The sequence below is a fragment of the Streptomyces sp. NPDC056479 genome, assembly GCF_042795335.1.
Classification (GTDB): domain Bacteria; phylum Actinomycetota; class Actinomycetes; order Streptomycetales; family Streptomycetaceae; genus Streptomyces.
The window spans coordinates 514451-527718 of record NZ_JBHTRZ010000005.1 but is presented as its reverse complement, the minus strand read 5'-3'; the positions used below and the strand labels follow the sequence as shown (position 1 = coordinate 527718).

Genomic DNA, 13268 nt, shown 5'->3' with positions numbered 1-13268 from the left:
GGTCCGCGCCATAAGGTCCTTCGCGACGAAGGGAGGACGCATGGCCGTATCGCGGAACGCCGCGGCCGGCGACCGGAGTGCGGGGCTCAAGGACACCGTCGTACGGAGCCTGAGCGCCGCGGGTGCCGCGATCGCGCAGCTCGCCTCCGGCCTCGGCACCGCCTTCCTGGCCCTGCTTCTGCTGCTCTGGCTGGCCGTCACCGCCGTGACGAGTCCGGTCGGCGTGGGACTGCTCATGGCACCCGCGCTGCTGCGCGCGCTGCACGCCCTGGCCGGCCGGGAACGCGAACGGCTCGGCCGCTGGGGTCCCGAGGTCGTCGCGCCGGAGCCCCCGCCGACGCGGCTGCGGCCGGCCCTCACCGACCCCGCCACCCGGCAGGAACTGCACTGGCTGGTCCGGCACGCCACCCTGGGGTTCCTGCTGGGGCTGCTCGGCATCATCCTGCCGATCTCCGCCGTGCGGGACAGCGCCTTTCCGCTGTACTGGAAGTTCATGCCCGAGGACGTCACCGCCACGTCCGTGGGGTACGGCAACGCGCACTCCTGGCCGGACGCCCTCGCCGTGGCACTGCTGGGCCTGGGCTGGGTTCTCATCGTCCTCGGGCTCGGTCCCGGCATGGCGCGTCTGCAGGCCCGGCCCGGACGGCGGTTCCTCGCCGCCGGTCCCGACGTCGACCTCTCCCTGCGCGTCGCGGAGTTGACGGCCACGCGCGCCGCGGCGCTGGACGCCCACGCGGTCGAACTGCGCCGGATCGAGCGGTCCTTGCACGACGGCACGCAGAACCGCATCGTCGGCGTCACCGTCCTGCTGGGCGCGGCCCGCCGCATGGTGGCCCGCGACCCGGCCGGCGCCGACGAACTCCTCGAACGCGCCCAGTCCGCCGCCGAACAGGCCCTCGCGGAGCTGCGTACGGTCTCCCGCAGCATCCTGCCCCCGGTCCTGGACGACCGCGGGCTGGCCGGTGCGCTCTCGGGGCTGGCGGCCCAGTGCGCGGTGCCCTGCCGGATCGACGTCGACGTACCCGAACGCTGTGCCGCGTCCGTCGAGGCCACCGCCTACTTCGTGGTCGCCGAGGCCCTGACCAATATCGCCAAGCACAGCGGCGCCGCACACGCCACCGTCGCGGCCCGCAGCCGTGGCGGCCGGCTCGTCCTGTGCGTCGAGGACGACGGCCGGGGCGGCGCGGACGAGGACGCGGGCTCCGGACTCACCGGCATCCGCCGCCGTATCGCGGCCCACGACGGCACTCTCTCCCTGGCGAGCCCGCCCGGCGGCCCGACGACCCTGAAGGTGGATCTTCCCTGTGGAGCGTGACATGCGGATCGTGATCGCCGAGGACGACCCGTTGCTGCGCGAGGGGCTCGCCCTGCTGCTGCGCGCCGAGGGGCTCGACGTGGTGGCCACCGCGGGCACCCCCGACGAGACACTCACCGCCATCGCCGAGCACAAGCCGGACGTGGCCATCCTCGACGTACGGATGCCGCCCACCCACACCGACGAGGGCATCGTCGCGGCGGTCGAGGCCCGGCGCCGGCGGCCCGACCTGGCCGTCCTCGTGCTGTCCGCGTACGTCGAGCAGAGCTTCGCCACCGAACTGCTCGGCGGCGGTGTGGGCGGACTCGGCTATCTGCTCAAGGAGCGTGTCGGCCGGGTGGAGGAGTTCCTCGACGCCCTGCACCGGGTGGCGGCCGGGGGCACCGCCATCGACCCCGAGGTCGTCGCGCAGCTGTTCACCCGCTCCCGCCAGGACACCCGTCTCGACCGGCTCAGCCCCCGCGAACGGGACGTACTCGCCCTGATGGCCGAGGGCCTCGGCAACACGGCGATCGCCGAACGCCTCGTCGTCACCGAGGGCGCCGTCCACAAACACATCCGCAGCATCTTCGCCAAGCTCGACCTGTCCCCGACGGACCGGGTGGACCGACGGGTGGCGGCGGTTCTGCGGTATCTGGAGGATCTTCGGCGGCTGGGGTGAGGACGGGGGGCCGCGGCACGGGGATCATAGGCAGGGGGAGCATGCGGACTGTCAGACGGATTGCGATTGTTGCCGGCGGCTCCGCCGTCCTGGCGGCTTGGACGGCGGCAGCTCTGCTGACCCGGGTGCCGGTGTTGGTCGTCGCGCTGCCGGTGTTCGGAGCGCTGTGGCTCCTGGTGCTCCTGGACAGCGGGTATCTGCTCGGCCGGGAGTGGGCGCATCGTCGCCGTCGCCGGGCGAGCCGTCCGCGGCGCGCGGCATGGGCCCCTGCACCCGACGTACGCAGGCCGATCGACTACCCGAATATCGTGCCCCGCCCAGCGAGTGACAGCGCGGTGGACCACCAGGGGCGGTTCCGGGCGACCGGCATCCGGCTCGCCGTGCTGCCCGCACTGGCCGTGATGTTCCTGACCGTCCAGACCGTGTTCCTCGACCACGGCAGTGACCTGGGCCTGGGATTCGTCCTCGCCGAGTGCCTTCTCCTCGTTTCCATGGTCTGGACGGTCTGGACCGAGCAGGAACCGTCCCGTCCCTGGGTCACCAGCCGGGTCAGAGCCGAGCTCTTCCGCCGTGAGATGTTCCTCGTCCTGGCGGCAGTCGGCCCCTATCTGGGCCGGGCCGACGAGGAGGTGGAGCGGGTGCGCGACGCGCGGCTGAGCCTGCTCGCCGGTGCCGGTCCGGCCGAGCTCGACGCATTCGCCCGCCTCGCCGACCGGGACACGGACGGCTCGGAGAGCCACTGGCAGGACGAGGTCTGGCGTCGACCGGGTGAGGCCGGCACTGACACCGCCGATCGGATGAGCACCTACCTCGACTACCGGATCAGGCGCCAGGGCCTGTTCTTCGAGCTGGCCGCCGAGAAGTGCGGACGTACGGAGAGCGTCCTCGGCAGAGTCGCCAAGGGCGCGGTCCTGGCAGCCGTCGTCATCGCGCTCGCGTACGCCGCGCTCCTCCTGTCGAGCCGGGACGGGGACGAGCCCTCGGTGGCTGCCTCGGTCATCGCCCTGCTCGCCGCGGGCCTTCCGCCCGTGTGCAACACAGTGCTGGCCGTGCAGAACCTGCTCGCCGCACAGCGGTTGGCCGCTTCCTACCGGGAGACCCGCCAGGAACTGCTGGGGCACGAGAGCACGCTCCGCAAACTTCTCGTCGAGCCCGTCGGCCCCGAAGTCGCCGTCTCGTTCCGCGCCTTGGTCGTCCGGGCCGAGTCGACGCTCACGGAGGAGCTCCGCAGATGGCGGATCATCGTCGCCAAGCCGGAGTTCGATGCGGGTTTGTGAGAGTTTCCTCCATGGCCCCTGATGATGGATCACAATCGGCGTCGTGGGGGATGTGTTCATCAGTCATAGCGCTCGGGGCGACGCGTTCGCCACGGCTGTCCTGCAGAGGATCGAGGACCGCCTCAGGAAGAAGAACCACACCCCGCGGGTGGATCAGTCGGACATCCCGCCCGGCGACGAGTGGCGCCCCAAGATCGTCCACTGGCTCGCACGCTGCGACGCGGCGGTCGTTCTGCTCAACGAGAAGGCGCTGAAGTCCACCTGGGTACGGCGCGAGGTCAACATCCTCTTGTGGCGCAGGGCGCTCGGCGCACCTCTGCTGGTGGTGCCCGTCCTGCTGGACGGGCTCACCAGCAAGGCCGTCAAGATCGCCGGGCTGGAGGAGCTCGGGCCGATCCAGTTCGCCCGGACCGCGCGCGGCGAACAGCAGGATGCCGAGAGCCTCTCCGGCCAGGTGCTGGAGCGGTTCGCCGAGCTTCCCGAGGCGGTCACGGGCGACGATCCGATGAGTACCTGGCACCGACGGCTGGGCCTCTATCTCTCCGAGGCCCGGCAGCGGTCCAGCCTGCTGGTCGACGCTGCCAGAGCGCTCAAGTCCGAGAACGAGTACGTGGCTGATGTCACCGCTCAGCACGGCGGCTGTCTGTTCCTGGCTCACCAGTTCCTGGTGGCGCCTCCCGAGCGGATGGAGGCGGCTGTCGACGCCCTCGCCCCATCGCTGCCGGACGACACCCTCCGCCGGCTGACTGCAGCGCTGGCGCCCACCTGGGTCGATGAGGAAGCCGCCCGCGGCGTGCTTCCCGAACCGGACGGACGACCCCGCGGCATGACGGTCCTGCTCAACGCCCGCGCCACCGGCACGGCCGAACAGTACATACGGCGGGCCACCTGCGCCGCCACCCAAGGCTTCGAGATGAGGTCGGTCGGGAGTCTGCCCACGGGCGAGGATCGGGTCGGGGAGCGGTTCCGCACGTGGGAGAACGCGGTGTGGCAAGAGTTCTTCGAAGCCGACGCCGAGGAGGACCGGGTGCTGCCCCACGATGTCGATACGCGGACCCACTACCTCATCATCAACGAACTATGCGTGCCCGACGCGGAGTTCGCGCAGGCCGTCAAGTTGCTGCACGGAGTGTTCTCCTGGCTGATCGTCCTCGTGACGACCGGCACGCCGGAGCCGGACGAACAGGTTCGGACCGCCTTCGAGAACGCGGTGCTGCTGCGGCCCCTGCTCACCGCACAGGACGAGCAGACGGCGAAACTCCGCAACAAGCGCCTCAGCAAACTGCACGAACAACTCGCCGGTACGTACTCATAGGAGTCCTCGTGACCGATCTCGTCTCGTACGGTCCCGACTCCAGGGACGGCCGGGTCTACGACATGCCGGAGGGCCTCAGACTGGCCATCGATGTGGCGCTGGCCACCGACCGGCCCCTGCTGCTGAGCGGGGACCCGGGATCCGGCAAGTCCTCCCTGGCCCCGTTCTACGCCCGCGACAACGGCATGCGGTACTACGAGCACGTGGTCACGTCCCGGACCCAGGCCACCGACCTGCTGTGGACGTTCGACAGCGTGCGCAGGCTGGCAGACGCACAAGCGCACCGCGGCATGCTGAACGACGGCGACTACATCGAGCCCGGCGTCCTGTGGTGGTCGCTCGCCCCTGAATCGGCCCACACCCGCGGCGGTCTCCTCAAGCCGCGCCACCGGCACGACCCGCTCGACCGGTTCTACCGGCAGCACCTGACGAAAGGCGCCGTCGTTCTCATCGACGAGATCGACAAGGCCGACCCGGACGTGCCCAACAGCCTTCTTGTACCCCTGGGTTCGCAGGAGTTCACCGTCGCCGAGACCGGGATCCCCGTCCGCCGCGAGCCCGGCGCAGGCACGCCTTTGATCGTCATCACCACCAACGGGGAGCGCGAACTCCCGCAGGCGTTCCTGCGGCGCTGTGTCACCTTCACCCTGCCCGGCCCGACCCGCGAGAGCCTGATGAGGATCGCGGAGCTGCATCTGCGAGAGGAGGGTGTGGCCCTGGACCCACCGACACTGGACCTCGCCGGTGCGCTCGCCGATGAGCTCGTGAAGCTACGGGCGGACGAGGAAGTCCGGCGCGAGCGGCGGCCCAGCACCGCCGAGTACCTGGACGCCCTGCGCGCATGCCGCACACTGGGCCTCAGTCCGGCCCATCCCCAGTGGCCCCTCGTCCGCAGCCTGACTCTGACCAAGTCCCGGCAGTGGGAGCGGTGACGGGATGCGCCCGCAGATCTGGATAGCCGATGTCGTCCGGGCCCTGGAAGTGGCACGGACCGAGAGCGAGCAGGTTCAGGTCCTGGAGATGCTGGGACTTGCCGGCGCCGTGTCCGGCATTTCGGATCTCGAGCCGCCCCAGGTACGCCCTCTCGTGCCGGGCCCCTCGGCCGAGGCTCCCCGCGAGGCGCCCGACGCGAAGCCCCGCGCCGAGCCACCGCCAACACCCGACGCCGGGAACCGAGACGAAGTCGCCGACGTGGCCGCGGAGTTGCCGTTGCTCCGTCCGACGAGCCTCGAGGGTACAAGCGCGCTACGTGAACCGATGGAGCCTCTCGCCAGGCCGACACACGAGCGTGTTCCGCTCCCGCATCTGCCCCTTCTCGTTCCGCGCTGGACCAGCGCCATTCTCCGCGCCATGCTCTCTCGTCAGGTGTGCGAAGGCCCCGTGGACATTCCGGCGCTGATCGACACGCTCGCCCACGGCCGTCCCGTGGCACGGCTGCCGCGCCGACGCGTGCCCACTCTGCGGTACGGCATCCAAGTGCTGGTCGACCGAAGTGCCGGTATGCAGCCGTTCCGCCGGGATCAGGACCAACTCATCGGCCAGATCCGTACAGTGGTCGGAGCCGGTCTGGTGGAGGTGGGCTACTTCTCCGATCTCCCTCAGCGCGGAACCGGGCCCGGCGCACGGTGGACGCGCACCGCGTACACACCTCCCGAGCTCGGCAGGCGCATTCTGCTGCTCTCGGATCTCGGGCTCGGTGGCCCTGCTGACGACCTCCAACGCGCCGCCCCGGCCGACTGGGAGGAGTTCGTAGGACTCGTCACTCGGGCCGGCTGCAGCATCGTCGCGCTCTCGCCGTACCCGCCCGACCGCTGGCCCGGATGGATGACGAGGCTGCTGCCGCTGGTCAGCTGGGACCGCACCACCACCGCGGGCCGAGCCAGGGTGAGGGTGTCGTGACCGCGCCGCCGCAGGAGCTGCCACCTCCACCCACGGCAGGAGCGCTGGAGCTGGCCACGGTCCTCAGCATCGCCACCCGTATCGAACCCGAACTGATCCGCGCGGTCCGGCTCCGGCTCCTGCCGCACCTCGACGTCGGTGCCGAAGCCGACCTGTGGTTCTGCGACTGGGTGGGCGCCCGTACCCCCGAGGCCATCGCGCTCCTCCCGGAATGCCTGCCCTACCTGCGCGCCGGCTTGGTACAGATGATGGAGACCGACCCGCGTCTGCGGGAGATCATCGAGGTCGTCACCGAGGTGCACAGCGGTCTGTCACCGGCGCTGCTCCTGGAGGAACGGGTCACCTGGGACACCTTGACCGGCGATACCGAGGCCGCGGCCCAGCACCTCAACCGGGCCCTGCACGCCCTCGTACGGCAGAACCGCTCCGGCCTGGCGGGCTGGTTCGCAGAGGCATGGAAGAGGTTGCCCGTCGAGGCCCGTTCCACCACCACCGCGTGGAGTCTCGCCAACGCGACCCGCCCCCACGTGCCATCCCTCGACCCGGGTACGGCGCCGGAACTCACGCTCGCCACCATCTCGTCCATCGCCACGGCCGTCGGTGAGGCCCGGCTCGGCGTCCAGCGCGAAGGACCCGCGTTGCTGCTGGGGGACGTACGAGGGACATCCGCGGCGGCGATTCTCGTCCCCGACACCCACCCGCGTGTGGTCGAGGTCGTCACGGATTCCGCCACCCGGACGGTACAGGTCGACGCGAGCGCCGTCGTCCACGTCGAGGTGGGGTTCGGGCAGATCAGCCTTCGCACCGGCGCGGGTCACGTCTACGAGCTCGACCGGCCGGCCCCGCCGTCGCCACGAACCGAGGTTTCCGAGTACGTGGTGCTGAGGGACCTGCTCGGGCCCGAGTCGCAGCCCGAGTTGGTGCCGCGGCTGACCAAGGCGATACGAGACCTACTCGTCCGGTTCCGGCGGGAGGACGACCTCGGAGCCCTGCGCGAGGCACTCGATCTGGCGGAGCGTGTCCTGGCGGCCGACTACGACCTGGCCCTCTACCCCGAACTCGGTTGCGAGGCCGCGGAAGCGGCATACCTCCAGGGCTTCCGCCACGGCACCCGGCGACCACTTGAACTGGCTGTCGGCATCAGCCAGAGCATGGCCGACGTCGTGAACCCCTACACAGCCGTACGCGTCAGGTCCGTGCTCGGCGCCGCCCTCCGCGAGGTCTTCTCCCACACAGGGGACCTCGCTCAACTGGACGGCTCCGTGGACACCCTTGAAAGGTCGTTGGACCGGCTGTCGGCAAGCGGGGTCGACACCGTGCCGCTCGTCACCGAGCTGCTGCGCACGTACGCGGTTCTCCACGAGATCGAACAACGCGAGGAGATCCTTCGGCACGCTGTGGCGCTCGCCGACGAAGCGCTCAGGACGGCTGACGGCCTGGAAGCCTCCGCGCTGCCGCTGGCGCGGATTCTCGTCGCCCGGTTCGGGACGACCGGGAATCCCGACGATCTCGCTCGTGCCGAGGAGCTGGCCCGTCTCGGCTCTACGCCCGAGGAATCCAGAGCCGACCAGTCCGAGCGAGCGGCCACCATCGCCGCGGTGAGCCTGGCCCGGTTCTGGGCGGACGGCTCACGGGAGGCCCTCGAAGAAGCCCGGGCACACTCGCGGTCAGCCGTCACGCTCAGTCCTCCGGGCGACCGACTCCGACGGTCCAGGCTGCGACTCGCACACGCTGAAGTGCTTCGGGTGTCCTTCACCCTGTCGCACAATCTGGCAGAACTCGACGAGGCCCTGGCTCATGCAGAAGGTGCGGGCAAACTCCTGCCCACGGCGTCGGTCTGGCAGAAAGCGGCGCGCAACGGTCTGACCCGGTGCCTGATCGACAGGTTCCGGCAGACGGGTGACCTGATGGATCTCGACCGTGCCATCGAGGTCTCCCTGCCGGTCCTCTCCGACGACCGAGCCGACGCCGAACTCCCCTACCGACACACAGCGCTCGTACAGCAGGGTGAGTGCCTGTTCCTGAAGTACCGGGCGGCCGGGGACACCGAGTCCCTGCACAGAGCCGTAGCCGGTTTCCGGGCGGCGGGAGCGAGTCGGGCACGCCTCAGTCCCTCCCAACGTGTGGCCCAGGCCACCGGATACGCGTCCGCCCTGATCGAACTCCATGCGATCGGCGGTGCGCAGGCAGACCTCGACAGCGCACTCGCCGAGCTGGATGCCGTAGAGGAGGACATCGCCACTTCTCAGTCCGTGCACGCCGTGCTCGCGGCCGCTCTGCTGGCCAGAGCCGGGCTGGTGTCACGTCTGGCGAACGCGTCCGACGAGTCGCTCCGCCGCGCGGCGGGCGACGCACGGCTGATCGCCAATGAGCCGTTCGCACAGCCGCTGCAACGGCTGCAGGCCGCACTGCTCTGGGGAAGCCTGGCCATGCGGATGGACCTGCACGACGAGGTCATCCGGAGCTACGAGACCGTCACCAAGGAACTCCCGCCTGTCGTGCTGCTGCCCGGGGGCGAACGCGGAGCCATCATCAGGGCCTGGGAGGAGCGGAGCCGGGAAGCCGCGGCGTACGCGATCGAGGCGGGAGCACCGGAGCGCGCGCTGGAGTTCCTCGAGCAGCGGAGCGTCCTTCTGTCGGCATGGACCAAGGACTCTCATGCCGAGGTGGACCAGCTGAACAGGGTCGCACCGGATCTCGCTGCGGAACTCCGCTGGCTGTGGACGTTTCTCCACCTGAACGCCGGACAGACCGACACCCCGGTCTTCCGGCGCAGCGACCTGGTGCAGGCCCGGATGAACCACTTGGTGGAAGCGGTCCGTGCCGTTCCCGGTTTCGAGGACTTTCTCATCCCCGTGCGCGCCGACCGGATGGTGGCGGCCGCGAGCGAAGGTCCCGTCGTCGTGCTCAGCGCGATCGCCCGCCGCTGCGACGCGCTGCTCGTGACACGCCAGGGGGTATCAGCGCTGCCGCTGCCGGACCTGAGCCTGGCCGAGCTGACGAGCCGGGCGCGCGCGTACCACGTGACGAGTTTCAGACCGGATGGCGACGAGGCCTGGGGTGTACTCGATTGGCTGGGGCAAAGCACCGTGTGGCCGGTCCTGTCCGCTCTCGGGCTCACCCGCCGCACCACGTTCAGCCCCGCCCCGTACGGCCCCACCACGGCCAAGTCCGGGGCGCAGCAGGGCCCCCGGCCGCTCAGCTCGGTCCCCTCCGACACGCTTCCCCGGATCTGGTGGTGTCCCACCGGCCCGTTCACGATGCTTCCCCTCCACGTGGCCGGACAGCCCCGCAGAACGGCCCTTGACTACGCGGTCCACTCCTACACCCCGAGTCTCCAGGCCCTCATGACCGCGCGGTACCGCGAGAGACACCGGGTCGAAGGACCGGAGCAGGGGATGCTGCTGGTACTCGCGGACGACGCGCTCCCGGCCGGACTCAGGGAAGCCGAACAGATCCAGCGACTCGTTGCCGGTGGCCAGGTCCTTCGTGGGACGGAGGCCACGGTCGCGAATGTCGCCTCGCGGCTCGCCGATCACCCCTTCTTCCACTTCACCGGGCATGCGCGCCTCCATGGGGGAGTGCCCCAACTGCAGTTCGCGTTCGGCGCCGAGGAAGGGCTCGACTGGCGGCATCTTCCGCAGAATCTCGTGGCCGACGGGGCACTCGCCTATCTCTCCGCCTGCGAAACAGCGGGCGACGACCGGGGTTTCGAGAGCGGCGGGTGGACGATCGCCGCGTCCTTCCAGGCCGCCGGTTTCCGCCATGTGATCGGGATGCTGGGCAGGGTCACGGACGAAACCGCCATGCGGATCGCGGTTCACGTGTACGAGTTGCTAGTGGATCCCGAAGGACGGATTCGCCCGGAGCACTCTGCGCGCGCCCTGCACACGGCTCTTCAGGAGGCCCTTGCCGCTTCTCCCTTCCAGGCACTCACGTCTGCCAGCGTGGTGCACTTGGGCCCGTGAGCAGTCGGGACGCCGTCTCAGCTCCTCGTGCCCGACGAGGTGGTCCGGGCCCGGGTCTCGGTCGCCGAGGGTGCGCCCCCGTTGCCGCCGAGGGCAAGTCCACACGTGCCGGACCTCAAGCCCCCGTCCTGCCCCCTCAGCTCCACGGTGACCTGGCCGTCGGCGTCCTGGCTGTAGGCGATCGTGCAGGTCAGCTGTCGTAGAGCGGTGCGGTCCAGCCCCTCCAGGGCAAGAGGGAGGCGGGTCGTGACCTTGCCGTCCGAGGTGCGCTCGACCTTGACGGTCCCGCCGGGGCGGGTGGTGGGGAGGGCGGTGGTCAGGCCGGCGGCCCGGTCTTCCTTTCCCGGTCCGCCGAGCAGCGCCAGGACGACCTTCTCCGTCGGCACCGGTCCTGCCGTATCGCCGGGGTTCTGCTCTCCCGAGCCCGATTCGGCGTATCCGTCGAGGAGTTCTGCCGGGGGCTCGGTCGTCCTGATCACGGGGGTCAGCCCTCCGTCGGGGGAACGGAAGAAGAGCAGCATGTCGAAGTCGCGGTTGAGGAAGGCCTGGAAGCTGGCAGGACCGCCCGCCTCGATCACGTCGGTCTCCTGAATGCCGCAGCCGGCGAGCAGGGGCACGGCCGCGAAGGCGACCGCCGCCGCGCGTCCGCGCGTCCGCGCACGCCTCATCCCCCGGCCTCCTCCGCGTGAAGCGGTATCTCGACGGTGAAGACGGCACCGCCCTCGGGCCGGTTCCCCGCGCGGATCGTTCCGCCGTGCAGCTTCACGTTCTCCAGGGTGATCGCCAGTCCCAGGCCGCTGCCCGCCGAGCGGGTGCGGGCCGCGTCGGCCTTGTAGAAGCGGTCGAAGATGTGCGGGAGCGATTCGGGGCGGATGCCGGGGCCGGTGTCCATGACCTCCGTGATCAGCACGGAAGTTTCCGGGGAGCGTGCCTCGGTGCGCAGGCTGACCGTGACGGGCGCGCTGCCGTGCCGCAGGGCGTTGCCCACGAGGTTGGCGATCACGATGTCGAAGCGGCGCGGGTCGAGCCGGGCGCGGATGCCGTCGGGGAGTTCGGTGCGGACCCGGCCGTCGGTCCAGTGCCGGTTGTGAAGGGTTTTGCCGATGGCCTCGGCCACGTCGACCTCGTCGGCGTTCAGCTCGGCCGCGCGGGCGTCGAAGCGGGAGATCTCCATCAGGTCCTCGACGAGCACGGCGAGCTTTCCGGTCTCCGCGCTGACCAGCCGGACCGCCCGGGCGGTGTCGGCGTCCAGATGATCCGCGTCCTCGTCGAGGACCTCGGTGACGGCGAGCATTCCGGCGAGCGGGGTGCGCAGTTCGTGCGAGACGTCGGAGGCGAAACGGCGGGCACGGGCCTCGGCCTCGCGCAGTTCCCGTACGGAGGCCTCGAGTTCGCCCGCCGACTCGTTGAAGGTGCGCGCCAGGTCGGCCAGTTCGTCGCTGCCGCGCACCCGGATCCGGGTGTCGAGCCTGCCGCTGCCCATGCTCCGGGCGGCCTGGCGCAGTTCCCGCACCGGGCGCAGCACGCTGCGCGCGGCGATCAGGCCGGGTATCAGGGCGACGGCGAGGCCGGGCAGGGCGCCGTCGCGGCCGGCCATGAGGAGGGCGTCGACGTTGACCTGCTCGTCGGTCATCCGCATCACGGCGTAGAGGACGAGCCCGCTGGGCACCAGGCTGTCCGGGCCGGCCTTGAAGACCATGGGCATGGCGATGGTCAGATAGGGGACGCCGTCCTTGACGACCCGCTCGAAGCTGCCGTGGGGGTCGGCCCGTGCGGCGCGGCGCAGTTCGGGGGTGATGACGGTGGAGACGGGGTTCTCGCCCGAGGAGGCGCGGACCGAACCGTACTCGGCGAACACCACCCAGGGGTGCGGCTTGCCCTTGCGGGCGATGTCTCGCAGGACCGCGTCGAGGTCGTCCCCTTCCTGCATCGGGAGCCCGAAGCCGGTCTGCTGGACCTGGTCGCGGAACGACGTGACCGCCGTGTCCTGGGCGGTCTGCAGCACCGCACTGCGGGCCTCACGGTAGGTCAGCGCGGCCGTGGTGCCGGCACTGACCGCGGCGACCAGCAGGAAGGCGAGCAACAGCCGCGTACGCAGCCCGAACGCCCTGAACCGCGACCGCTCGGGACCGGTGCTCACAGCGGCCCGAAGCGGTAGCCGAAGCCCCGCAGGGTCTGGACGTAGCGGGGGCTGCCGACCTCGTCCTCGATCTTGCCGCGCAGACGTGCGACGCATGCGTCGACCAGGCGGGCGTCGGCGTGGTAGCTGTGATCCCAGACGTGCTCCAGCAGTTGCTGCCTGCTGAACACCTGCTCGGGGGCGGCGGAGAGGTGCAGCAGGAGCTTGAGCTCCGAGGGGGCGAGCGCGAGCGGCCGCCCCGCCTTGGAGACGGTCAGTCCGACCCGGTCGATGGTGAGTGCGCCGTAGACCTCGATGGCCTGGCGGCCCTGGCCGCCGTCGTCCAGGCGGCGCAGTACGGCACGGATCCGGGCCTCGATCACCTCGGTGCGGGCGGGTTTGACGATGTAGTCGTCGGCTCCGGCTTCCAGGCCGATGACCACGTCGAAGTCGTCTCCGCGCGCGGTGAGCATGATGATCGGCAGCTGACTGCGCTCGCGGACCTGCCGGCAGACCTGTACGCCGTTCATGCCGGGCAGCATCAGGTCCAGCAGGAGCAGATCGGGGCGGAACTCGGCCATGGCGGCGAGGCCGGCCTCGCCGGTCGCGGCCGCCCGTACCTCGTGGCCGCGGCGGCGCAGACCGAGTTCGACCCCTTCGCGTACGGATGGGTCGTCCTCGATGAGGAGCACGCGGGACATCGGCGGTTCTCCC

General features: G+C 70.6%; 10 protein-coding genes. 7 read left to right on the top strand and 3 right to left on the bottom strand.

The annotated features are described in order from the left end of the window. Positions 1-40: 40 nt before the first annotated feature. The 7 genes from ACFQ6S_RS22755 (at position 41) to ACFQ6S_RS22725 (ending at position 10435) form a co-directional block, all read left to right on the top strand. Positions 41-1315, top strand: a complete 1275-nt coding sequence (locus tag ACFQ6S_RS22755; RefSeq protein WP_383412597.1) for a sensor histidine kinase — start codon at positions 41-43, stop codon at positions 1313-1315. A 1-nt stretch (position 1316) separates the two neighbouring features. Next, positions 1317-1976, top strand: a complete 660-nt coding sequence (locus ACFQ6S_RS22750) for a response regulator transcription factor (protein ID WP_383412594.1) — start codon at positions 1317-1319, stop codon at positions 1974-1976. Between the two features lie 41 nt (positions 1977-2017). Beyond that, positions 2018-3253 (top strand): hypothetical protein, encoded by a 1236-nt coding sequence (locus ACFQ6S_RS22745; protein WP_383412591.1) that lies wholly within the window; start codon positions 2018-2020, stop codon positions 3251-3253. 43 nt (positions 3254-3296) lie between these two features. Continuing rightward, a complete protein-coding gene (locus ACFQ6S_RS22740; RefSeq protein ID WP_383412589.1) occupies positions 3297-4568 on the top strand; it encodes a toll/interleukin-1 receptor domain-containing protein in 1272 nt (423 codons plus the stop codon). An 8-nt stretch (positions 4569-4576) separates the two neighbouring features. After that, positions 4577-5500 carry an AAA family ATPase gene (locus tag ACFQ6S_RS22735; RefSeq protein ID WP_383412586.1) on the top strand — a complete coding sequence of 308 codons (924 nt, stop codon included), beginning with the start codon at positions 4577-4579 and terminating at the stop codon, positions 5498-5500. Positions 5501-5918: 418 nt separating this feature from the next. Further along, complete coding sequence (locus tag ACFQ6S_RS22730; protein WP_383412583.1) at positions 5919-6467, top strand: hypothetical protein; 549 nt, start codon at positions 5919-5921, stop codon at positions 6465-6467. Beyond that, a complete protein-coding gene (locus ACFQ6S_RS22725) occupies positions 6464-10435 on the top strand; it encodes a CHAT domain-containing protein (RefSeq protein WP_383412580.1) in 3972 nt (1323 codons plus the stop codon). Before ACFQ6S_RS22730 ends, ACFQ6S_RS22725 begins: the two co-directional genes overlap by 4 nt. A gap of 17 nt (positions 10436-10452) precedes the next feature. On the opposite strand, the gene ACFQ6S_RS22720 is transcribed toward ACFQ6S_RS22725, so the two are convergent. From ACFQ6S_RS22720 to ACFQ6S_RS22710, 3 genes are read right to left on the bottom strand one after another with little or no spacing between them, the layout of a single operon-like run. Further along, positions 10453-11103 carry a hypothetical protein gene (locus tag ACFQ6S_RS22720; protein WP_383412578.1) on the bottom strand — a complete coding sequence of 217 codons (651 nt, stop codon included), beginning with the start codon at positions 11101-11103 and terminating at the stop codon, positions 10453-10455. Continuing rightward, positions 11100-12671 (bottom strand): ATP-binding protein, encoded by a 1572-nt coding sequence (locus ACFQ6S_RS22715; RefSeq protein ID WP_383412575.1) that lies wholly within the window; start codon positions 12669-12671, stop codon positions 11100-11102. The genes ACFQ6S_RS22720 and ACFQ6S_RS22715 overlap by 4 nt, the downstream gene beginning before the upstream one ends. Next, on the bottom strand, positions 12572-13255 hold the full coding sequence (locus ACFQ6S_RS22710; RefSeq protein WP_383412572.1) for a response regulator: 684 nt from the start codon (positions 13253-13255) through the stop codon (positions 12572-12574). Before ACFQ6S_RS22710 ends, ACFQ6S_RS22715 begins: the two co-directional genes overlap by 100 nt. Between the last annotated feature and the right edge of the window lie 13 nt (positions 13256-13268).